At 42.5% G+C, this 26,838-nt stretch carries 8 protein-coding genes; 7 read left to right on the top strand and 1 reads right to left on the bottom strand.

Features of this window, described 5'->3' with window-relative positions; translation table 11 throughout:
* Positions 1–85 precede the first annotated feature (85 nt).
* The 7 genes from ACUTVW_RS12195 (at position 86) to ACUTVW_RS12225 (ending at position 25,840) form a co-directional block, all read left to right on the top strand.
* Entirely contained in the window at positions 86–607 is a 522-nt protein-coding gene (locus tag ACUTVW_RS12195) for a GNAT family N-acetyltransferase (RefSeq protein ID WP_445646048.1), read from the top strand.
* 17 nt (positions 608–624) lie between these two features.
* Positions 625–1,083: an SMI1/KNR4 family protein gene (locus ACUTVW_RS12200; RefSeq protein WP_445646049.1), complete on the top strand. Its 459-nt coding sequence runs from the start codon at positions 625–627 to the stop codon at positions 1,081–1,083.
* 50 nt (positions 1,084–1,133) lie between these two features.
* Complete coding sequence (locus tag ACUTVW_RS12205) at positions 1,134–1,988, top strand: Cof-type HAD-IIB family hydrolase (protein WP_445646050.1); 855 nt, start codon at positions 1,134–1,136, stop codon at positions 1,986–1,988.
* 199 nt (positions 1,989–2,187) lie between these two features.
* Positions 2,188–3,393: an ACP S-malonyltransferase gene (fabD, locus tag ACUTVW_RS12210; protein WP_445646051.1), complete on the top strand. Its 1,206-nt coding sequence runs from the start codon at positions 2,188–2,190 to the stop codon at positions 3,391–3,393.
* A 268-nt stretch (positions 3,394–3,661) separates the two neighbouring features.
* Positions 3,662–15,616: an amino acid adenylation domain-containing protein gene (locus tag ACUTVW_RS12215; RefSeq protein WP_445646052.1), complete on the top strand. Its 11,955-nt coding sequence runs from the start codon at positions 3,662–3,664 to the stop codon at positions 15,614–15,616.
* 36 nt (positions 15,617–15,652) lie between these two features.
* On the top strand, positions 15,653–25,477 hold the full coding sequence (locus tag ACUTVW_RS12220) for an amino acid adenylation domain-containing protein (protein WP_445646053.1): 9,825 nt from the start codon (positions 15,653–15,655) through the stop codon (positions 25,475–25,477).
* A 180-nt stretch (positions 25,478–25,657) separates the two neighbouring features.
* Positions 25,658–25,840, top strand: a complete 183-nt coding sequence (locus ACUTVW_RS12225) for a YjfB family protein (RefSeq protein WP_445646054.1) — start codon at positions 25,658–25,660, stop codon at positions 25,838–25,840.
* 162 nt (positions 25,841–26,002) lie between these two features.
* On the opposite strand, the gene ACUTVW_RS12230 is transcribed toward ACUTVW_RS12225, so the two are convergent.
* Positions 26,003–26,746 carry an HAD family hydrolase gene (locus ACUTVW_RS12230; protein ID WP_445646055.1) on the bottom strand — a complete coding sequence of 248 codons (744 nt, stop codon included), beginning with the start codon at positions 26,744–26,746 and terminating at the stop codon, positions 26,003–26,005.
* Between the last annotated feature and the right edge of the window lie 92 nt (positions 26,747–26,838).

The raw sequence follows: 26,838 nt of genomic DNA on the forward strand, positions 1-26,838 counted from the left end.
GAGTTTAGTCGATTGATAGGTTTGATGGAATTCGTTAAGATGAAGAGAGGCACCTCATAATTGAACATAAGGGAATGTGATATGGTTGATAGCAGATCAGATGAAACCGGAAGTAAGACCTGTTCAATCCCATGAGATACAGGAAGCGATTCATTTTGCTATGAGTGTACGAAGTGAAGTGTTTCCCATGATGGATCACACCGTACTTCCTAAGGACTTTGAACAGTTCAGCGAACATTATATGAATCGAAAGGATACTGTTTTTGTGATCGCTCGATTGGGTGAAGCGGGCATTATCGGCTCGATTGGCATTGTTCCTTACGATGGGCGAATTCAGGTTATTGATGGTCGATACCCCGAACATACTGCGGCTGAGATTGTAAAATGTTACGTTGATCCTGCCTACCGCAGATATGGCATTGGTTCACTATTGGTCAAAGAACTGCAGCAGATCGTAGCCAAAATGCCTTATACCACGTTATATCTGCACACCCATCGTTTTCTGCCGGGGGCCGTAGAGTTTTGGAAACGTCAGGGCTTTACGTTTATTACGGAAGAACTGAATGAATGGCAGATCGTGCATATGGACAAACCCCTAAACGTTTAGATCGGAGAGATGTAGGAATGTACACAAGTCTGATTGAGAAACTGGCCCACACAAAGGCGTTAAAATGGTTCCCGAACCATCAAGTCGAGGAAAGCTGGATTGTTGAAGTTGAACGGGAACTTGGGTTTTTGTTACCGCCTTCCTACCGATGGTGGCTTCTCAATTATGGGCAAGCGATGTTAAGCGGGACACAAATTTTAACAATTACTTCATCAGAGCACAGAGAGTACACAGATACGGACATTCTCTATATCTACAGACTTGCAGATGAACAGGCGAAGCAGGAAGGCAAGCTGGAACTGTTTATTCCTGATGAGGATGTACTGTACTATTTTGATACACGCTCAGCTGATGAAAGCGGTGAATTTAAGGTGATGTGCTTGGATTACTTTAATGGAGAGCCAGAAGTGTATGCGAATTCTTTTGCAGAATTTCTAGAAAAGTTGATTGATCAACGAACGCCTCGGAACGCCTAGGTAGTGAATCGTATTGTTTCAGACAGAGAATGCAATTGGGGGAATAACAGATGAGCAATATTAAACAAAAAGTTGTATTTATTGATATTGATGGCACATTGGTAGACGACGACGGTAACATCCCATTGTCTGCACAAGAGGCTTGCAAACAAGCTCGTAAGAATGGACATTTGCTGTATCTTTGCACAGGCCGCTCCAAGGCTGAGATCTATGATTCGATCTGGGATATAGGCTTTGACGGATTGATTGGAGCAGGCGGAGGGTACGTCGAATACGGATCTGATGTGTTATATCATAAAAAAGTAACTGCAGAAGATGTTCGTCATATGGTCGATTTCTTCAATGAACATGGCGTTGATTTCTATCTCGAATCCAACTCTGCATTGTATGCGAGCAGTAATCTTCAGACTCATCTGGAACGCCGCATCTATGGAGATATTGAGAATGATCCAGTCGCCCGGGAGAAAAAGGAAACCAAACCTCATCCGTTTATTGCAGGCTTAACCTATGGTGAAGCCGATCTGTATAAGGATGATGTCAACAAGGTCTGCTTTCTGGAAAGCCCGGTGGTTGCGTTTGAACGAATCAAAGAGGAGTTTGAAGGCAAGTTCGAAGTCATTCAATGCACTGTACCTGTTTTTGGAGAGGGCAGCGGTGAGCTGATGATCCCGGGAATCCACAAAGCGATTGCCATTGCAGATTTGTTGCAGCATCTGGGGATGTCGCGGGAAGATACGCTGGCTATCGGAGATGGGATGAATGATGCCGAGATGCTGGAATTCTGTGCTGTAGGTATTGCTATGGGGAATGCGAAACCCGGTCTGAAAACTATTGCCGATGATATCACGGGCTCCGTGGAAGAAGACGGACTGTATCATAGTTTTGTGAAGTATGGGCTAATTTAAGGACTTGGGTAAGACAACTGTAAGATTTGATTAGATCAGTTAAACAGACATCTCCGTCATTGGAGGTGTCTATTTTTATATTCAAGTTTATTGCTTATCTTAACGAGAAAGTTTAATATGAATTTTGAAAACAAGGGATTTTTTGGTTTTTAAATGAATTTAAATGAAACATGAACATTGAATATATGGAGGATGCCCGATGAGTAACGTTGCTCTGTTGTTTCCCGGACAAGGGTCTCAAATCGTTGGAATGGGAAAAGATTTTTGGAATCAGTTTGATGTAGCCAAGCTCTTATTTGAAGAAGCTAGTGACGCTATTTCTTTCGATCTAAAAAAGCTATGCTTTGAAGGAAACATGAATGATTTGACATTGACGATGAATGCCCAACCTGCGCTGTTAACGGTTAGTGTTATTGCTTTTCGCGTATACATGCAGGAAATTGGGATGACACCTGTTTACATGGCAGGGCACAGCTTGGGGGAATATTCGGCTCTCGTATGTGCAGATGTTCTATCTTTTCGTGATGCTGTTCAACTTGTAAGACAACGGGGTATCATTATGCATAATGCAGATCCATATCAGCAAGGGACCATGTGTGCTATTTCAAACATCGGAGTGGGAACGCTCCAAGAAATATGTGAAGAAGTCTCGACCAACGAACGTCCGGTAAGTATTGCTTGTATAAATGCAAACCAGCAGTTTGTCATTTCAGGCCATCGCCAATCTCTAGAAGAAGTGATAAGAAGGACGGAATCCAAGGATACAAAACATTCTTATCTTCAAGTATCCGGTCCGTATCATTCTCTCATGATGCAAGATGCGGCAGAACAATTCAAGATTGAATTGCATCAATATCGTTATAGCGATGCAGCCTACCCGATCATTTCCAATGTCACAGCGGAGCCATATCAGTCGGATCGACCCGTTGTGGATTATTTAAATAACCAGATGACTTGGCCAGTAAGATGGTTGGAGTCTATGCACTATTTAATAGAACAGGGGGTTGATGAGGTCATTGAACTGGGTTCCAAACAAGTGTTGGTGAGTCTTATGAATAAAATAACGAAGAACATTGTGCCTTACTCTTTAGGTCAACCTTCCGATTTAACGATACTTGCGAATTCACAGGCAAGACAAGACAAACTGTTAACCATACGTAAACAAAAGTTGTCTCAACTGATGATCACGGCATTCACTTCACGGAATTACAGTCAGGACCTGGCAATATACAATAAAACAGTTGAGCTATTATTTCCTAAATTACAAATGATGAAAGAACAGCTAGACAATAATCGCCATGAACTCAGTGAAAAAGATATACATGATTCTATCGAATTGTGTCATTGTATTCTTAGAGCGAAACAATCTCCTATGAACGAAAAAGCGATGATGAATACTATCTAGCAGGTTTGATATCTGCCATAAGCCGTGTCACCCAGGCAGTCTCGTCTTGAGACTGTCTGTTTGTTATTGGATATGCTCTGAAATGATCAAAAAATGTATTTCCATTGTCGTGAATATGTAAAATCACACTCCCAATAAAAACTATTTTTTACCATATAGTAACAATAAATTTCTTGAAATTACATATATTTCTATGGTAAAATTTTGCAAGAAATATGTGTAACTAATTAGATAAGTTTTCCAGAGATGATCCATTTGGAGGAGAGATATGTATACCAGTCAATTTCAAACACTCGTTGACGTCATTCGCGACAGAAGCAAAATGACAGACCGGGGTATTCGTTTTATTGATTCTGATAAAATCGAAACTTGGATGTCCTATAGTGAATTATTTAATGCAGCCAAAGGTTATTTGGGATATTTACAAAAAATCGGATTACAACCCGGGCAGGAAATTATTTTTCAGATTCAAGAAAACAAACGCTTTTTAATCGCGTTCTGGGCCTGTTTACTGGGTGGAATGATACCCGTACCTGTAAGTATTGGTGAAGATGAAGAACAAAATATGAAAGTATGCCGTATTTGGGATTTGTTAAATGCCCCCTTTATGATTGCATCTGAGAAGGTGCTTGATAAAATGAAAAAATTCGCTTTGCAGCATGAACTGTCTGATTTTCATCGTCAGCTGGAGAAGAGAGCGGAAATAATACAGGACAAGGTATATGAATATGATGCTGTTAAATATAATGAGCCCAAGTCAGAGGACTTGGCGTTTATTCAATTTTCGTCCGGATCAACCGGTGATCCTAAGGGAGTCATGCTCACACACCGCAATTTGATATACAACGCATGTGCTGCAATCAATTGTGCAAAGATCAGTATAGAAGATAGTTTTCTCTCCTGGATGCCCCTCACCCATGATATGGGTTTGATCGGATTCCACCTCGTACCACTAGTGGCAGGTATTCACCAGTATCTGATCCCAACGGAATTATTTATTCGAAAACCAATTCTATGGATGAAAAAAGTCAATCAACATAAAGCAACCATTCTATCCTCTCCTAACTTTGGTTATAGGTATTTTTTGAATTTTTTTCGTGAGGACAAGGCCGAGGGATGGGATCTGTCATGTGTCAGAGTCATCTATAATGGGGCCGAACCCATATTACCAGAGGTATGTGATGAGTTCCTTAATGTATTGTCAGCATACCAGTTGAAGAGAACAGCTATGTTCACCGTATATGGATTAGCGGAGGCCTCAGTGGCTGTCTCCTTTCCTGAAGTAGAGAAAGCTTTTGCTTCGGTGTATGTCCACCGCGATTATTTGAATTTTGGTGAACTTGTTGTCGAAGTTGAGAAGGAAGCAGAGCATGTGGCTTCGTTCGCTGTCGTTGGTCAGGCTATTGACTATTGTCATGTCCGGATATGTGATGAGGAGATGAACCCTGTTCCGGATTATGTTATCGGTAAAATACAAATTCAGGGAGAGAACGTCACCCAAGGATACTACAATAATCCACTGGCAACCGAGAAGTTGTTCACTCGCGATGGATGGGTGAATACAGGGGATCTGGGTTTTACCATGAACGGTACTCTTGTGGTCACAGGACGGGAGAAAGACATTATTTTCATTAATGGTAAAAATATTTATCCCCATGATATCGAACGTGTGGCTATTCAACTGGATGAGGTTGATCTCGGCAGAATTGCTGCTTGCGGTGTATATGATTCGAGTAGTCAGAGTGAAGAGATTATTGTATTTGTCGTTTATAAAAAAAGGATTGAACACTTTGTGCCGTTAGCTATGAACATTAAAAAACACCTGTACATTCATGGAGGATGGAGTGTCAAGGAAGTACTGCCCGTTAAAAAGTTACCCAAAACAACAAGTGGAAAAATCCAGCGTTATCATTTAGCCAAGGAATATGAAGCAGGGAAGTTTTTAACAGAATCAGCACTTATCCAAGAAGAGCTTATGAATGACAAGCAAAGAAAAAAAGTGCCTGTTTCCGTTCAAGTTCTGGAACAGGAATTAATATCTCTATTTTCAGAAGTGTTGGTCGGGAAGAAAATTGAACTTGAGGATAGTTATTTTGATATGGGTGCCACTTCGTTGCAGCTGGCCCAGATTGCTGAGCGGTTAGAAGAAAAATATGGAGAAGAGCTTGCTGTTACGGATCTCTTCACCTATCCCTCTATAACGGATTTGGTAGGATATCTGGCTGGTGACCGCAGTGAAAACGAGAGTGTGCATCCCGCTCCGAAGCATCAGTCATCGTCCAATGATATCGCCATTATCGGTATGTCTATGAATCTTCCCGGAGCCTCCAATGCAAGTGAGTTTTGGCATGTATTGGAAGAGGGGAAGCACTGTATTCAAAATTATCCTGAACGTCGGATAAAAGACGCAGCGGATTATCTTCAGTCTATTCGTAGTGATATGGATGGAATGGAAAGGATCAAGGGGGGCTATTTAGATCAAATTGATCCATTTGATTATTCGTTTTTTGGCGTAACCCCGAAAACCGCTCAATTTATGGACCCAAATCAAAGAATGTTTCTGCAAACGGCATGGCATACGCTCGAAGACGCGGGATATGCAGGTGCGGAGATCAGCGGAAGTCATGTAGGGGTGTATGTGGGTTATTCCAAGGTCGGCTATGATTATGAACGGCTTATCACGGCAAGTTATGCATCAGAGATCAAACATTATATTATTGGTAATTTACCGTCTGTGCTAGCGAGCAGAATTGCATACTTTTTAAATTTGAAAGGCCCAGCAATAACGATAGATACGGCTTGTTCCTCCTCACTTGTTGCGGTTCATATGGCATGTAAAGGTTTACTTGCAGGAGATTGCAGGATGGCCATTGCAGGAGGCATTCGAACCTCCTTATTACCAATCAGTATCGGACTGGACATGGAATCACCTGATGCATTGACAAGAGCATTTAGCGAAGATGCAAGCGGCACGGGATTTGGAGAAGGTGTCGGGGCGGTGATGTTAAAGCCACTGCAGCAAGCCATCGCGGACGGCGACTATGTCTATGGCGTAATTAAAGGAAGTGCAATTAATCAGGATGGAAAAACGGTGGGAATTACGGCACCTAATCCTGAGTCACAGACGAATGTAGTTGAACAGGCGTGGAAAGAAGCCGGTATTTCTCCGGACACACTTCACTTTATAGAAGCACATGGAACAGGGACTAAATTAGGGGATCCCGTTGAATTTAATGCTTTACGTAAAGCATTTGAAAAATATACGGATCGAAAACAGTTTTGTGCGATCGGGTCCGCCAAGACCAACATGGGACATAGTTTTGAAGCTGCGGGTATAACCGGATTAATTAAATCTGTTCTCATGTTACAGCATAGAAAGGTTCCACCATTGGTTCATTTTGATAAACCTAATTCTGCCTTGAGATTTGAATCCTCACCATTCTATGTGAATCGGGAATTGATGGATTTGGGTGATGTGGATCGACCGATACGATGCGGAGTCAGCTCGTTTGGCTTCAGCGGCACAAACGCGCATGTGGTTCTTGAAGAATATGTTCCATCACAGACAGTACACCAAACTTCGGATCAAGAGCCTCACCTGTTTGTGTTATCTGCTCTTAATGAACAGGCGCTGAATGACCTGATCAGAATGTATATTCAGTATATAGAAGAGCGCAGCAGCGTCAGCGTTCAACAAATCTGTTATACAGCAAGTAGGGGAAGAGCCAGTCTTGATTACCGTCTCGCCATCGTTATAACGAGTACACAGGAACTATTAGAAAAATTGAAACAAATTTCACGAGGTGAAAACAAGCTGACAGATGTTTATTTTGGCTATGCCCAAAAAGACAGAACACTCACTTCTGACCATCTCTATACACTGTCAAAAGCAGAATCCTTGCATTCATTCGGTGAGTTATTTACACAAGGGGCAGTGATCGATTGGGAGAGGTTGTATGAAGGCGAGGTCATCCCTAAAATTCCATTACCTTTATATCCATTTGAGCAGAAAAGGTGTTGGATCGAAGTCAAACAACCGGTATCTGCGAAACATAAGGTAGAAAGGAATGGGGTTCCAATGGAGAAAAAAACAAACGATGTGCAATTGAAAATTAAGACAAGCATCAGTCGTGCATCCGGTCTGAAACTGGCAGAACTAGATGAACATGCCCATTTTCTGCAGATGGGGCTGGACTCTATCATTCTTGTGCAAATCCAGAAAGAAATATCAGACGCATTTGGTTTGGATATCCCGATGGAAATGTTTTTTGAGACGCTTACGAATATCAACGCCTTAGTGCAATATGTGACAGAGAACACGAAAGAAAAGAATGTATCTGCCCACACAAGTGTTAGGCCAGAACAGGAACCTTCTGAAAAACAACATGCTGCATCGGTCTCTCATACAAATGCAGCCCAATCAGGAGCGCATTCAGAGCAAATTGTGGTGTCTGCGATTCAGCTGATGGAGTCGCAATTAAAAAGCCTGAATTTGTTATTGGGAGAGCAAACTGCTGCTCAGCTGGCTCCTAAGCACATGAAACAGAATGGACTTTATGAAGTTAGAGAAGTCAGAGAAGTATCCAATACGAAATCAAACATTGAAAATAATAAAACGAATGAGAACGGTAAAGAGAATGGAACCAATCAGGTAATATCTAATTCCGACGCCAAGGAAATCAAGCCATTTATACCGTATCAATCACTGAAAATTCAAGAAGAAAGTCCATTCTCAGCGCTCCAGAATCAGTATATTGAACAATTTATTGCGAGGTATACGACTAAAACGAAAGGCTCCAAGTTAAAAACAGATCAGAACCGCTATGTGCATGCCAATAATCGCAATGTTGCTGGATTCCGCTCGTATTGGAAGGAAATGGTGTATCCCATCACGGCTACACGCGCTGACGGGTCCAAAGTATGGGATATCGACGGGAACGAATACTTGGATCTGACAATGGGGTTTGGTGTCAATCTATTTGGTCATAATCCATCGTTCATCCAAAATATTATGGCCGAAAGCATTCAAGGGCAGATGCCTCCATTGGGTCCCATGTCAGACTTGGCAGGAGATGTTGCAACCAAAATTTCAGAGTTGACAGGTGTAGAGCGTGTCGCTTTTTATAATTCAGGAACCGAAGCTGTCATGGTTGCGCTGCGTTTGGCAAGGGCGGTCACCGGGCGTTCCAAAGTTGTATTATTTTCCGGATCGTATCACGGTACACATGACGGCGTACTTGGGGTAGCGAATCCCGAAGAAGTTTTATCTTCTGCATTGCCCATGGCTCCTGGAATTGTGAAAAGCTCAATGGATGATTTGATCATTCTGAATTATAACCATCCGCAATCCCTAGAACAGATCCGTCATATGGGTGATGAATTGGCTGCTGTGCTTGTAGAGCCGGTGCAAAGTCGAAGACCTGATCTTCAACCAACCTCGTTTTTACATGAACTTAGAGAGATTACTACACAATCGGGCACTGCACTTATTTTTGATGAAGTCATTACCGGATTTAGAATCGGGTTGGGTGGAGCACAGGAATGGTTTGGAGTTCAGGCGGATTTGGTTACCTATGGAAAAGTAGTTGGCGGCGGACTTCCGATTGGTATTGTGGCAGGAAAAGCGGAATTTATGAATGCTGTAGATGGAGGCTCCTGGAATTTTGGTGACCATTCGTTTCCTCCCGATGCAGACAAAAAAACCTTTGTGGGTGGAACGTTTTGCACTCATCCGCTTACCATGCGAGTAACGTTAGCCGTACTGCAGCATCTTCAATCTGAAGCAGGAACGCTATACAAAGAACTAAATGAAAGAACAGAGTACCTTGCAAAGGAATTAAATGAGGTTTTTAAAACATCGAATGTACCTATTCAGATGGTGAACTTTGGATCACTGTTCAGATTTATTTCCTTTGGGGATATGGAGTTGTTTTTCTACCATTTAATCCATAAAGGTTTATATATTTGGGAAGGCCGCAACTGTTTTATATCTACGGTTCATTCCATGGATGACATGAATACAATCATTAAGATTGTAAAAGAGACGATCAGTGATTTGCGGGAGCTGGGCTTTATTCCTGGTGCTACCCCTGTAATGGAAGTTCCGCTGTCTTTGGAGCAAAAACAAATATTATTAACTTCACTGCACGGTGAAGATGCAAATGCGGCATTAAATCAGAGTGTTATTTTGAAAATGAAGGGTCACATGAATCGGTCCGCTCTGGAGCAGGCTGTGAATCAGATTGTACAGCGTCATGAAGCTCTGCGAACTATTGTTCATGTGGATCGTGAGACACAGGAAGTTCGAGCGGGCATGGAATTTCACTGCACATGGCTGAATTTCTCCATGTATGCCGACGAGAAGCAAGAACAGGAAATGTCCGATTGGTTATCTACCCATGCAAGTCAAGCATTCAACCTGCAATCCGGGGAACCCTTGTTTAGAATTACGTTGCTTGAACAAGCAGCGAATGAGTATGTTATGGTGATGACCTTTCATCATATTATTGCAGATGGCTGGTCGATTGCTTTATTTATTCAGGAATTGGAACAGATTTACTCTTCTCTTGTTCGGAAAATTCCAGTTCAATTGCCAGAAGCTACTCCGTTTCGTGAGTATTTAACTTGGCAGCAATTTCAACAGGATAGAGGCGCGTTTGAGCATGGGGTTCAATTCTGGGAAAAGCAATTTTCCTTAGCTTATCCGAACGTAGTTCTACCAACGGTACGGTCTGTTGAGGTGCAAAAGGGGTACTCAGGTGCACGATACTCCATGAAACTGGATCATTCCTTAACAGCATCCTTGCGAACGTTAAGTATTAATAATAAAAACAGTTTGTTTGTCACGATGTTTGCCGCGTTTCATTTATTTTTGCACTGGCTTACAGGGCAGTCTCAGCTTGTGGTCGGTGTGCCTACAGCAGGTCAGTCTCATATGAGGAAAAATGCTTTGATGGGCAACTGTGTCAATATTCTGCCTGTTCATCATACCTTGTTAGCGGAGCAGTCCGTTGCGGACCATATTATTCAGCTTAAAGAGCGGTTGGCTCTTGCCATGGAATATCAGCATGTCCCATTAACGCTTGTATCCGAGCAGCTTGCCCCTATGAGCGCACCGGAGACCCGCATTTTATTTAATATGGACCGAACGATTCATCATCTTCAGTTCAATAATATAGAAACGGAGCTTGTGTCGTATCCGATTAAACATATTTCATATGATTTATTTCTCAATATAACGGATGTCAGCCATGAAATTTATCTGGATTTTGATTACAACACCGACCTGATCGGACATGAGATCATGAAATTGTGGTCTGAAGGTTTCATAGGTTTACTGCATCGTATGGTCAGTCATCCTGAAGCCGGGATTTCGTCATTGACCTTATTTTCAGATCAACAACAGGCGCGATTAGACGATATGTACAATCAATTTAAAACGGAACGTGCTGTTAGCGTTAGGCATACTGCCGAGTTTGTGTATCCGGCCAATGATACTGAACGAAAGCTGGCGCGGATTTGGGAGGACGTATTGTCTTTGGGTCAAGTGGGCAGAAATGATCACTTCTTTGATCTTGGAGGCAACTCTCTGCAGGCGACAGTGATGCTCTCCAAAGTCCATCAGCAGTTTCAACAACATATTTCAATCGTTCAATTATTCAAGCATAAACACCTGAAGGAGCTTGCCAGTCTGATTACAGACGAGAACGTAAGCCCACTTGTTCCGATCAGCCTCTTGGAGGTCAAAGAGCTTTACGAGACTTCTCCTGCACAACAACGAATCTATTTTCTGGATCAATTCGAGCCAAATAGTGTGTTCCAGAATATGTGCGGTTATCTGACAGTCAGAGGAGATATAGATGAAGCTGGATTAATGGACGCATTAGAACAAATGGTGCAGCGTCACGAAGCTTTTCGCACCAGCTTTCATCTCGTTGAAGGAGAACTTTACCAAGCCATTACTCCTTCAATTGATTTTCAAGTGAAACGATCAGAGCAAAGCTATGATTCATTTGAGCAGCATATCAAGGCGTTTACTAAACCGTTTAATTGCTCACAAGCTCCATTAATACGCGCCGAATTCATTCGTGCAGAAGCGGATTATGCAGTGATTCTCATTGAGATGCATCATATTATATCGGACGGGTATTCCGTGGCTATTCTAGCGAATGAACTTATGGATGCATATGCCGGAAAAAGTATGCCGGGAATCAAGATTGAGTACAAGGACTTTGCTGCTTGGCAGAAAGAGTATATGGCAAGTGAAGCATATAAACAGCAGGAGAAGTACTGGCTGGATCAATTCCGTGGGGAAATACCTTACCTAAATCTGCCCACCGATTTTGTTCGGCCACCGCACTTGACTTCGGCTGGGTCAAGACTGTCATTTGTTCTGGACCTGGATCTGAAAGAGTCTCTGAATAGACTAGCCAAACAAACAGGAACCACACTGTTTATGGTGTTGTTAGCTGCGTACAACGTGCTGCTTCATCGATATACAGCTCAAGAAGATATTATCGTAGGAACGCCAACATCTGGAAGAAATCATCCAGATGTTGAGCATATGATCGGTGTCTTTATTCAGACGGTAGCGATTCGATCTAAGCCTGCCGGGAATAAATCGTTTCGATCCTATCTCGAAGAGATCAAAAATCAATCTCTCGATGCATTGAATAACCAGGACTATGTATTTGACAATCTGGTTGAAAAATTAAACATACATCGGGAATCGACAGGAACAGCCTTATTTAATACCATGTATATTTTTCAAAATACAGCGTTGAATTCAAGGCAGGAAAAGAACTGCGATTTTAAAGTGAGAGAGATCAACCTCGGCGTATCGTTATATGATCTGATGTTCATCGTTGAAGAGGATAACGAGTATCTGGAGATGCACTTGAATTACAAGACAGAACTATTTGAATGGAATACCATCGACCGAATGAAGACACATCTACTCAATATCCTCAGAGACATTGTGATGGAGCCGGATGTTGTATTATCTGATATTGAAATGTTGTCTGAACGGGAGAAGTATGTCCTTTTACAAGATTTTAATGATAGTTCAATCGATTATTCCCGAGATCAGACCGTAAAGGAACGCTTCGAGGCACAGGTAGAACAAACCCCGGACCAATTGGCTCTGAGTTATGGTGATGAGCAATTAACATATCGTCAATTGAACGAACGAGCGAATCAGTTGGCATATACGCTACGGGCTGAAGGTGTATGCACGGATCAACTTGTAGGAATTATGACAGAGCGTTCCATTGACATGATTGTTGGCATCGTTGGCATTATCAAAGCGGGCGGGGCGTATGTACCGCTTGATCCGGATTCTCCCGAAGAGCGCATCCAGCATATCTTGCGTGACTCAGGAGCGATGTTGTTGGTCACGCAACAGCACCTTAAACAAAAAGGGCTGTTCGATGGGAAAATTGTAGATTTGAACGATGAAAAAAGCTATGCAGCTAATCTCTCCAACTTGGAAGGGACAGGGGATTCCAGCCAACTGGCTTATGTAATCTATACTTCCGGTACAACGGGAATGCCAAAAGGCGTCATGATTGAACATCGTCAGGTTCATCATTTGGTTACATCGTTGTACAGCCAGGTCGTGAATGATTCAAATATCGGTATGCATGTTGCTTTAATAGCTCCTTACTATTTTGATGCATCGGTTAAACAGATTTTTGGTGCGCTGTTGTCCGGACATGCCTTATTTGTTGTCGACAAGGAGACGGTGGGGGAAGGACTAGAGTTAATGAATTATTACAAGCAGTACCAAATCGATTTAACCGATGGTACACCTGCTCACCTGAAGTTACTCTCCAGGGTAGAAAACGTTCAAGGAATCTCATTAAAATATATGCTCATCGGGGGAGAGGCTCTTTCTCAGCAAAGTGTTGCTGAATTCACAGCTTTATTTTCACTCCACGATACCCCGCCGCCAACCATTATGAATGTTTACGGTCCGACTGAATGCTGTGTTGATGCTGCGACGTACCGTGTGGTTCCGGAGGAGCTGGATTCAGAAAACAGACGAGATCATCTGCCGATCGGTCAAACGTTAGGCAATAACCGTTTGTATGTATTGAGCAAGCATGAAAAAGTTCAGCCTGTGGGTGTTGTTGGGGAATTGTGCATCTCCGGCGACGGGGTAGGCAGAGGATATTTGAACTTGCCTGAACTGACAGCGGAAAAATTCGTGCGTGATCCATTTGTTCAAGGTGCAACGATGTATAAGACGGGAGATATGGTAAGGTGGCAGCCGGATGGCAATGTCGAGTATTTGGGACGACTCGATCATCAAATTAAAATTCGAGGCTATCGAATCGAAGTGGGAGAAGTTGAGGCGGCATTATTACATGTACCAGGTGTGAATGAAGTTATCGTTGTTGCACATGAAGATGAGAACGGAGACAAATCCCTATGTGCTTATTTTACGGCGGATTTCGAAAAGACCGTTGGAGAGTTGAAACAAAATCTTTCTATCCTGCTTCCCAATTATATGGTTCCTGCTTATTTTATTCAGCTTGATGAACTGCCCCTGACATCTAACGGGAAAGTTAATCGCCGTTTACTTCCGCCTCCACTAGAAAATATACAAACGGGAAGTGAATACATCGAACCCCGGACTTCCATGGAAAAAACGTTACTACCCATTTGGAAGGATGTACTTGGTATAGATCAAATCAGTATAAAAGACAGTTTTTTTGATGTAGGAGGTAACTCTTTACGTGCAACCAAGCTGGCGTACAAAATCAATCAAAATCTGAGTGTGCGTATCTCGGTCAGAGACGTTTTTGAATGGCAGACGATAGAACAAATGGCCCGCTACATGGATCAGTTGGAGCAGCAGGTGAATCAGTCTATTCCTCAAGTGATAGCAAAAGAATATTACCCTATTTCTTCTGCACAAATGAGAATGTACATTATGAGCATTAAAGCAGGCGAGGAACTCATCTACAACATGTCAGGTATGTTTATGCTGGAAGGAATGCTTGATCGGACACGATTGGAAGCAGCTTTCGAGCAGTTAGTGGATCGCCATGAATCGCTTCGGACTGGTTTTAAAGTCATCCACGGAGAACCCAGACAAATCATCTACCCTGAAGCAAAGTTTGTGATTGAATCTATTCATGCAGTGGAAGAAGAAATGGAAGAACAGATCCAGCAGTTTGTTCGTGCCTTTGATCTGGGAGAGGCACCGCTTATGAGAGCAGGACTGATTAAGCTTCGGCAAGATTGCCATGTACTGCTAGTGGATCTTCACCATATCATTGCAGATGGACTATCTGTGCAGATTTTAATGACCGAACTCGGTCAGTTATATCGCGGAGAAAAGTTATCCCCTCTTCGAATTCAATACAAGGACTATGCGGAATGGCAGCAATGCCAACTTGAAAGTGACTGGATGAAAAAGCAGGAGCAATACTGGCTCGAGGTCTTCAGTGAAAAGATTCCGCTACTGGAATTGCCAACAGATTATGAAAGACCTGAATCGCCGCGTTATGAGGGAGAACTAATGGAAATTGCTGTGAAAGAAGATCTGGTCTTAAGCTTGAGAAAATTGGAAGCTCAGACAGGAACAACATTAAACATGATCTTGCTCGCTGCTTATACGATTTTGTTGTCTAAGTATAGTGGACAAGAGGATATCATTGTGGGTATGCCGATTGCAGGAAGAACACATGCGGATCTGGAGCCGGTGATGGGCATGTTCGTGAATACACTGGTTGTTCGAAATCAGCCTGCGGCGGATAAAACATTTGCATCTTATCTGCTGGAAGTTAAAGAACATATGTTGAACGCTTATGAGAATCAGGATTATCCATTTGAGGAATTAATCAAAAAAGTGGATCGAACCAAGGACGCACGGCGGAATCCGTTGTTTGACACCATGCTTGTATTACAAAATACAGGTCCGTCAGAGATTCACATGGATGGCATCACCTGTAAGCCTTATGCTCCAAATAATCGCGTATCCAAGTTTGATTTAACGCTGTATGTCACTGAGTCGGATCACCAATTCGATGCCTCTTTTGAATACAGCACGATGTTGTTTGAAAAAACAACGATTGAAGCCATGTCACAACATTTACTGCTGATTCTGACAACGATATGCCGCGAGCCTGATATAGAAATCAATGAGATCCAATTGGCTGACGAAAACACGAATGAGGATACACTGACCCATCTGATAGAGATGGATTTTTTCTAAATGAACTGAAAATATAAATAGTGATCGGGGTGCCGTATGTCTATATTTAAGAAACAAGAAATGTATTGGGCAAGCCGATTTGAAGAAGAAGATGTTCTTGTTCATTTGCCTTATTGCAAGATCAATTTCAAACACGCACACGATACTAACCAACAAAATTATATTTATAAGCCATTGTCAGTCGAAGTATCTAATAAAATCAAATCGATCTCTAGAAACAATCCCATGGCCATGTACACGATATTATTATCCGGAGTTCAGTGTCTCTTATATAAATACACCAATGAAACCAAAATAATGATGGGCATGAGAGTGATGGAAGAGAAGAACAGTGACTTGACGCTCTCGAATAAGGTTCTTCTCTTAAAAAACAATATCGATCATACGATGTCATTTAAGTCCATATTTAATCAAATGAAGGTCATTTTCAGTGAGGCTATCCAACATCAACAAATTTCTTTCAGAAAAATGGTTGAACGTTTAAATATTCAGTACGATTCGAACCACGTACCAATGATCCATACATTGATCTCATTAGGGAAAGCTCAGACAGTACTTGATGACAATAACGTAAGAGCGGCAACGATATTTCACTTTGATCTGGAGAACGAGAATGTTCATTTGAAATTAACCTATGACGCAGAGCGTTATGATCAAGATTATATGTTGCAAGCCGCAGAGCATCTGGATCAGTTGTTTGCTATCCTATTGCACCAACCCGATCTGGCGTTGAGTCAAGTCGAAATGTTGTCAACTTCTCAACGGAACGAGCTGTTGTTCGATTTTAACGAAACAAAAGTGGCTTATCCGCAGCATAAGTTAATGCATCAATTATTTGAAGAACAGGCGGAGCGGACGCCAGATCATCCTGCTGTCATATTTGAGAGTAGTGTATTAACTTACAGAGATTTAAATCAACAATCCAATCAATTGGCCCGGACACTTCAAGCTAAGGGAGTGCAGACAGGGCAATTCGTTGGAATCATGGCGGAACGCTCACTGAAGATGATTGTAGGATTATTAGGTATTCTGAAAGCTGGAGGAGCTTATGTCCCGATTGATCCGGAATATCCTGCAGATCGTATTCAATTTATCCTTGAGGACTCCAATGCCGCTTGGTTGCTCCATCACAGTTATATACAAAAACCTGAGCAATATATGGGAACGTCTATCCTTCTCGAAGATACTGCCCATTGCAGTAACAGTCATTTGAATCTGGAGTACTCAGCCAGTGCAAGTGACCTAGCATATATGATCTACACGTCAGGAACAACTGGTAATCCCAAAGGTGTCATGATTGAACACGCCAGCATTGTGAATTCTTTACAATGGAAATCGGATTTTTATCATTTTAGAGGTAACGACCGAGTATTAATGCTGAATCCCTTTGTGTTTGATTCGTTCATTACTCACTTTTTTGGTCCGATGATCTCAGGATCGACTGTGTATCTGTTAAACGGGCAGCAATGTAAAGATGCGGTAGCCATCAATTCGATGATCAGGAAAGAGAAAATTACGCATATTCAAAGCCCGCCCAGTTTCCTGATGACTCTTTTGGAACAAGCACAAGCAGAGGATTGGGCTTCCATGAAAAATGTAGTTGCTGCGGGAGAGAAAATTGTGCCCTCGTTAATACACCGTTTAAATCATATCAATCCAAGGATTGAAGTATGCAACGAGTATGGCCCGACTGAAAATAGTGTGGTATCTACAGTTCTTACAATCAGCTCCACGGAGCAATATATCTCGATCGGGAAGCCCATTTCGAATAATAGAATCTACATTTTAAGTGAACACCGTGAATTGCAGCCTGTTGGAGTACAGGGAGAATTATGTGTAGCGGGAGCGGGGATCGCCAGAGGTTACTTGAATCGTCCTGACCTGACGGCGGAAAAATTTGTAGATGATCCGTTTGTGCCTGGAGCGAAGATGTACAAGACAGGTGACTTTGCAAGGTGGCTGCCTGATGGAAATATTGAATATATCGGAAGAATGGACCATCAAGAAAAAATTCGTGGATACCGGATTGAACTTGGTGAAGTGGAGGGTGCACTTTTAAATATAACCGGTGTTCAAGAGGCTATTGCAATCGCCATTGAAGACGAAGCGGGAACAAAGCAATTATGTGCCTATTTCGTAGGAGTTGAAGCAATGACCATTACGGAGCTGCGGGAAGAACTATCCAGGCATTTGCCAAGCTACATGATACCAGTCTATTTTGTGCAATTGGATCAGATGCCGCTTACATCCAATGGAAAGTTGGATCGTAAAGCACTGCCCGCTCCCAAAGAACATATGTTGAAGGGAATGGAATACGAAGCGCCGCGCACCATTATGGAGCAACAACTGGTATCTATTTGGGAAAGTGTACTGGGGGTGCAGAACATCGGGCTCCGGGATAATTTCTTTGAGCTGGGCGGGGATTCGATTAAGTCCATTCAAGTATCTTCGAGGTTATACCAGGCCGGTTATCAGGTACAGATGGACCATCTGTTTAAGAACCCAACCATTGCCAGCCTAATTCCTTATGTTCAGCCCATAAGCACAAAAGCTGACCAGGGAATCGTCACGGGCAGAGGGTTACTGACGCCTATCCAACGTTGGTTTTTTGAGCAGTACGAGGTGGATGCTCATCACTATAATCAGTCCATCATGCTGTATAGGCAAGAAGGTTTTCACGAGACTACCCTTCGTCAGGTGCTTGATAAAATGATTGAGCATCATGACGCACTTCGCACAGTGTATCATCGAACCGAACAAGGTTATGAGCAGTGGAATCCAGGGCTGGACCAAACCAAGTCATTCTATACGTTAGAAATAATGGACTTGAAGTCGTTAGCAGAACCATCGCTTCAAATCGAGAAGAAAGCCAATGAACTCCAACGATTGTTCAACTTGGGGCAGGGCCCTTTGATGAGATTGTGTGTGTTTCAATGCGCAGACGGCGATCATCTATTGATTGTGATTCATCATTTGGTGATCGACGGGGTTTCATGGCGAATCTTGATTGAAGATATATCAAAGAGCTATGAACAGTTAAGACTTGCAAGACCGATGCAGTTGCCACTCAAAACGGCATCGTTTCAATTATGGGCAGAACAGTTGCAGTTATACGCCGACAGCGAAGTTATGAGACAGGAATTGGAATACTGGAGTGTAATTGAACAATCCTCCTTTAAACCATTGCCAACCGATTTCAAAAGAAGTTATGCCCTCGAAAAAGATAGCGAAGAATTAACGATGGAATGGACGGTAACGGAAACAGAGCAGTTATTGAAACATGCAAATCGTGCGTATAACACAGAGATTACAGATCTCTTGCTTAGTGCACTAGGCATGTCCATTTATCAATGGACGGGCAGTGACCAAGTACTTGTCAATCTAGAAGGACATGGCAGAGAATCTATTATTCCGGAGTTTGATATTACACGAACGGTCGGGTGGTTTACAAGCCAATACCCGGTTGTGCTTAACATGAAAGAACATTCCGATATATCTCTGCTCATCAGAGCAAACAAAGAGATCCTTCGCAACATCCCTAAAAAGGGGATTGGATACGGGATTTTAAGATATTTAAGTACACATCAGAAAGATATTCCATTCACCTTGAATCCTGAAATCAGTTTCAACTATTTGGGACAATTTGATCAGGATCTTCAACATAGCGGGATGCAAATGTCTCCTTATTCCGGTGGAGCTACAGGAAGTGAGAATCACAGAAGAAATGTTCTCATCGATGTGAATGCTTTGATTATGGAAGGGAAATTGTGCTTGTCCTTGAAGTACAGCCGTACACAATATCATAAGGAAACGATGGAGCGAGTGGCGGCCTATTTCAAGAACCATGTGCAAGAATTAACAAAGCATTGCTTGAGCAAAGAGAAGCCGGAATTAACGCCAAGTGATCTATCCTTGAAAGGGATGAGCATTGAAGAATTAGAAGATCTGGTTCGCCAATCTGAGCGTATTGGTGAAATCGAAGATATATATGCGTTGTCACCGATGCAAAACGGGATGTTTTTTCACCATCTGCGTTATGAAGGTTCGGAAGCATATGTACTTCAAACGACGCTGGATCTTCACGGTTCTTTAGATGTGAGAGCATTTGAAAGAAGTTTGGATCAACTCATTGAGCGGAATTCGATTCTCAGAACGAATTTTCATGGCCAATGGAAACACGGTCCCTTACAAGTGGTTTACCGTCATAAACCAAACGGGATTTTATACGAAGATTTGCGTGAAATGAAGGAAGAAGATCGTGACGCATACGTTGCAGACTATACAAGGAAAGATAAAATGAAGGGCTTTAACTTGTCTAAGGATGTGTTGATGAGGATTTCGATCTTGCAAACACAGGATCAAACCTATCGTTTCATTTGGAATTATCATCATATTTTAATGGATGGCTGGTGTCTTTCTCTTGTAATTCAGGAGCTGTTTGATGGTTATTTTGCGATACTTGAACAACGGAGAAGTGAGGAACAGGCAGCTGCACCTTACAAACTCTATATCGAATGGCTGGATAAACAGGATGATGAAGCATCTTTGAAATACTGGAGTGACTACTTGCAAGGATATGAGGAGCAAACCGCTTTACCAAAAGGACATATCCATCGGAAAATTAACGAATATCAATCGGAAAATCTCATATGCACACTGAGTCAGGAATTAACAGCGCGTATCTCATATGTCGCAAGTCAGAACCAGGTAACACTGAACACGCTAATGCAGACGGCTTGGGGAATGCTGCTACAGAAATACAATAACAGTCAAGATGTCGTATTTGGGAGTGTGGTATCAGGCAGACCAGCAGGGATTGCTGGAGTTGAACGCATGATCGGCTTGTTCATCAATACGATCCCTGTCCGGATTCAATCGCAAGTAAACGAAACATTTGCTGCGGTGATGAAACGGAATCAGGAGCAAGCTGTCGCTTCGCATCCACATGAAACGTATCCATTATATGAGATTCAGGCGGAAACCCGACAAAAGCAAAATTTGATTGATCATATTCTCGTTTTTGAAAATTATCCGGTACAAGGCATTACGGAACAGTTCGGAGATCAGGAGAAGACAGCACTTCAAATCACAAATGTAGAGGCAGATGAACAAACGAATTATGATTTTAACCTGATTATCAAACCAGGCCAAGCCATGAAATGCATGTTCTATTACAACGGCAATGTCTATGATCGAGCAAGCATAGAACGGATTCAAGGTCATTTGATTCAACTGCTGGAGCAGGTGGCTGACAACCCGCTAATCCAGGTCGATGCTATAAACCTGATGACAGCAGATGAGAAAGTGCAGATATTGGAATCTTTTAATGACACCAAGGCTGAATACCCCATGGATAAAACGATTCATGAACTGTTTGAAGAGCAGGCGGAACGAACTCCTGATCACGTCGCGATTGTGTTTGAAGGTCAACAGCTGACCTATCAGGAACTGAACAGGAAAGCCAATCAATTGGCAAGAACGCTGTATGGCAAAGGGATTCAACAAGATCAGTTCATTGGAATTATTACGGAACGATCATTAGACATGGTGGTGGGAATCCTTGCGATTTTGAAAGCAGGCGGCGCATATGTACCGATTGATCCTGATTATCCAGAAGATCGTGTGAAATACATGCTTGAAGATTCGGGTGTACATGTATTGCTGCTGCAGCGGCATATACAGGAACGTATCTTTTTTACTGGAGAAAGCATCAACTTTGATGAATTAGACGCCTACCATGAAGATGGTTCCAATTTGGGAGTAACTGTTTGCCCAACAGCGCTGGCTTACGTGATCTACACTTCGGGAACGACAGGGAAACCCAAAGGCACATGCATTGAACATAAAAACGTGGTTCGATTGTTGTTTAACAGTCAAAATAGGTTTGATTTCAAACCATCAGATACCTGGACGCTGTTCCACTCCTTTTGCTTCGATTTCTCAGTATGGGAAATGTATGGTGCCTTGCTCTATGGAGGCAAACTGGTTATCGTACCCCAAATGACAGCTAGAAGTCCGCAGCAATTTTTACAATTGTTAAGAGACGAACAAGTAACCATTTTGAATCAAACGCCAACGTATTTCTACCATCTTCTTCGGGAGGAATTAACAAGTCACGGAGAAAATCTGAATTTAAGAAAGGTGATTTTTGGAGGGGAAGCTCTTAATCCGACTTTATTAAAAAGCTGGAGGGAAAAATATCCATTCATTCAGTTGATCAATATGTATGGCATCACTGAAACCACCGTTCATGTAACCTATAAGGAAATCACGGAAATGGAAATACAGGCGGGCAAGAGCAACATTGGTAAACCGATTCCGACACTGCAAACCTATATATTGAACACACATCAACAACTGCAGCCAATTGGTGTTCAAGGAGAGTTGTATGTCGCAGGGGAAGGGCTGGCGAGAGGTTATCTGAATCGACCTGAACTGACAGCAGAGAAATTCGTAGAATATGCCTCGATCACTAAAGGAAAAATGTACCGAACTGGAGACGCTGCCAGGTGGCTGCCAGATGGTAATATTGAATATTTGGGACGAATCGATCATCAGGTGAAAATTCGGGGTTATCGAATTGAACTGGGTGAAGTGGAAACGGCTATTTTAAAAATAGACACGATCCAGGAAGCGGTTGTGATCGCCCATGAACATGAGGATGGATCAAAGCAATTATGTGCTTATTGGAAAGGTAGCAGCGCATTGTCAGCCAAGGAGATCAGATCAGCATTAGCTCATGAAATCCCGGATTACATGATCCCTTCTTATTTTGTTCATGTAGAGCATATTCCATTAACCTCCAATGGTAAGGTTGACCGGAAGGCATTACCTTTACCCAAAAAACATGTAGAGCAGGTAGCCGAATATGAGGCACCGCAGAGCCCAGTGGAACAAGCAATCATTTCTGCATGGGAAGCTGTGCTTGGCGTTCAGAGGATCGGCAGATCAGATCATTTTTTTGAACTTGGGGGAGATTCAATCAAATGTATTCAAGTAGCATCACGATTGCTTCAATCAGGCTATAAAGTGGAAATGAAGCATTTTTTCACCTATCCGGTCGTATCCGAATTAAGTGAACACGTCACCTCTGTGAACACTTATTATGATCAAGGGGAAGTGACAGGGAAAGTCATACTGACACCCGTTCAGCGCTGGTTCTTTGATCAAAACATGGTGGATGCACATCATTACAACCAGGAAATGATGTTCTACCGTAAAGATGGGTTCGATATCGGCTTCATTCACAGCATCATGAAGAAAATGATCAAGCAGCATGATGCACTTCGCATCGTTTATCGTCAGGTACCAGAAGGTGGATATGAAGCGTGGAACCGCGGAGCTGAAGAAGACGGATTATACAGCTTGGATATCTTCAATCTGAAGAATGAATCTGATCCGGCACCTTTGGTGGAAAGTAAAGCAAAAGAAATCCAGAGCAGCTTGGACCTGGCTCAGGGCCCATTGATTAAACTTGGCTTATTTCAATGCGCTGAAGGGGATCATTTGCTGATTGCGATTCATCATCTGGTGATTGATGGAGTGTCATGGCGTATTTTGTATGAAGATATTCAAACGGGGCTTGATCAGTTCCTCAGAGGGGAAGAAATCTGCCTGCCTCAAAAAACGACTTCGTTTAAACAATGGGCAGAAGGTTTGTCTACTTTTTCAGATCTTGCTTTGATAAAACAAGAGTACTCGTACTGGTATTCTGTGGATCAGGCTGAGCTAAGTCCTCTCCCTAAAGACATGGATTGTAAGGAGACGATTGGAAAAGACAGCGAAACGATTACCTTGCATTGGACGGCAGAGGAAACGGATCGGTTATTAAAGCAGATCCACCGTGCGTACAATACAGAGATTAATGATATATTGCTTACGGCTCTTGGAATGGCTGTCCATGATTGGACAGGCATGGATAAAATTGTCGTGAACCTGGAAGGGCACGGCAGGGAAGACATTCTTCCAGAACTAGATATTACACGTACCGTGGGATGGTTCACGAGCTTGTATCCGGTTATGGTTGCTATGGAAGCGGGGGCTAACATATCCAGAAGAATCAAGTCCGTCAAGGAAGGACTGCGCCAGATCCCGAATAAAGGGATCGGTTACGGGATTTTGAGGTACTTGTCGCCGGAGAATGAAGAAGGCAAATTAGGGAGAAATCCCGAAATCAGTTTTAATTATATGGGTCAGATAAATCAGGATTCGGATCAGGATGGCATTCGAATTTCAACGTATTCCAGCGGACCATCCGTCAGTGAAAATAACAAGAGACCGTTTGTGCTTAATATTAACAGTATCGTTGTAGAAGGGAAATTGTCACTGACTATCAATTATAGTCAGAAACAATATCAACGAGAAACGATGGAGCAACTGGCCTATTCTTATAAGGATAATCTTCGTAAAGTAATGGAGCATTGCATAACTAAAGAACAAACGGAACTTACCCCAAGCGATCTTTCACTTAAGGGATTGACACTGGATCAATGGGACCAAATGGTTGAATATACTCGAAATATCGGTCAAATCGAGAATGTGTATCCACTTACCCCTTTGCAGAAGGAAATGCTGTACGAAAGTGAGAGGAATCCTGTTTCGGGTGCGTACTTTGTACAAATTTTGTTTGATATGGCTGGAGATTTGGATGTTGCCTCTTTTGCACAAAGTTTGGATCAAATCATGCAAAGGCATGCGATATTAAGAACTAATTTTTACACTGGAATGCTGGACATTCCTCTTCAAATTGTCTATCAGGAGAAGAAATTTGAATTTAAAGTTGAGGATATATCAGGCAGAAGCGAATTGCAACGTAAAGCGTATATCGATCAACACATCAAGCAGGATCAGGCTAGAGGATTTGACTTGCAAAAAGATTCGTTAATCCGGATGTCTGTTATACGAACAGCCCCAGAAAATTATCATGTCATTTGGAGTTTTCATCATATTTTGATGGATGGCTGGTGTATGTCTCTGATCAGTAAAGAGATTTTCGAGAATTATTTTGCGATCCGGGAAAAACGAAAACCTGAAATGACGCTGTTAACACCATATAGTCAATTTATTGAATGGCTGGAGCAGCAGGACAATGAAGGAGCGATAACCTACTGGAGTCGTTACCTGGAAGGTTATGAGGGACAAACCAGATTACCTGGAGGGAAAACTAAACCGGAGCATGAAAGACAGGATTCCAGAACGCTAAACTGTCATTTGGATGAGGCATTGGTTCAGAGAATGAAACAAATTGCGGAGCAACAGCAGGTGACGGTGCATACATTTATGCAAACCGCGTGGGGTATTTTACTGCAACAATATAATGAAAGTAATGATGTCGTATTTGGTAGTGTTGTATCGGGCAGACCCCCAGTTATTCCTGGGATTGAAAGCATGATTGGACTATTTATTAATGCTATTCCTGTTCGTATTCGGGCTGAGGGTGAAGAATCCTTTATCACACTGATGAAAAGGACCCAAGTACAAGCAGTGGATTCACATGCTTATGATACGTACTCGTTATATGATATTCAAAATCTGACCAAGCAGAAACAAGATTTGATCAACCATGTTGTCGTATATCAAAATTTTCCGGTACAGGATCAGCTGGAGAATCTAGGTAAAAAAGGTGAAGTACCGCTTGAAATCACGAATGTCGGGGGAACGGAACACAACAGTTTCGATTTTACTTTGATTATTAAACCCCATGAGCAAATGAAAATCATATTAATGTACAATGCCAAGGTTTATGACCTCACCACGGTTGAACAGATTCAAAACAACTTTATTTCTGTCATTCAACAAGTGGTAACAAACTCGGAAGTTCACATCAACGACCTTGACTTGATCACATCGAAAAGTTATTAAAGCAGCGATCAACCCAAACCGCTCTGGTTCTAATGAATCGAAGTAGCTGTTTGGGTTGTTATTGTCATTGTTTTCGAGCCTGTTTGTTGAAGGTATGATGAGGAGTGGTAACATTTGATTCCTTCTAACCGATATATAATAAGTACACCTATACGCGAAGATCAGGAAAGGAGGATTCAGATGGATATTGCAGCAATGTCAATGGCGATGAACCAGGCTTCGGTGGCACAGGCGGCGAGTCTGCAGGTGATGTCTATTACGAAAGACATGGCACAGCAGCAAGGTCAACAGATGGCAGAGATGTTAAAATCCGTGCCTGCTCCTCATCCTAACTTGGGTGGGAGTCTGGATATTTCAGGTTAAGCCAGTTCCGACCGTATCTTAAGTTTGGTATGCTTTACAAAACATGCAGCAAGCATAACGCGAAGCAGCTTCAATTCACAGGAATTGAGCTGCTTCGCGTTTGTTTTACGCTATGAAATCATAAGTTCGAATGAATACATCGATTTTTGTAGTAGTCCCATATTATATGGTTCTCGATAAGTCCGGTGTAGCGCTTTTCAAAGATAATGAATCCTTCATCGCCCATAACTCGTCGTAACTTGAAATCTGCACGTCAGCTTTGGAGAGATTCTGATCCCCTGAACCTGGATTATGATAGCCGATGCAGCGCATGCCTGCACTTTTGGCGGCTTGGACACCGTTGCGTGAATCCTCAATAACGAGGCATTGTGCCGGAGATATGCCGATTCGCTCGGCTGTCACGAGGAAAATGTCCGGGGCTGGTTTACCATGTTCAACCTCTTCGCCAGTCATGCGCACTTTAAAGTACGACCCCAACCCTGTTCTCTCCATGATTAGATCAATGAGTGCCCGGGGGGAAGAGGAGGCAACGGCAATCGGGATGCGCTGTTCATGCAGCCATTTAACCCATCGTTCCACGCCAGGCATGGCAGTAAGTTCAGGATGAGTAAACATCTTCTCCATCACATTATGCTGATGATACGCAAGAATCTCTTCCAGGGGCACCTTGACCCGATACTTGTCGATGACTTGCTGCCACATGGATTCCAGCGTTACTCCGACAAAAGAATGATGTTCTTCTTGCGTAACGGCTGCACCAAAATGATCAAATGAACTGCGTTCAATCTCAAAATAGATCGGTTCACTGTCAATCAGTACGCCATCCATGTCAAAAATGACTGCTTGAATGGACGGATCTCCATTCTCATTCATAACCAGACGTCCAGCTTCCTCTTTTGCTCTCATGCTGCGTTCCTCCTATTAAGTGAGTGATTCAGATACATTCAAGTTTAACTTCTTTTTATCCAGCATTCTATCCTTCATTCCAGCTTGAGGCA

This window comes from Paenibacillus sp. TSA_86.1 (genome assembly GCF_052691815.1).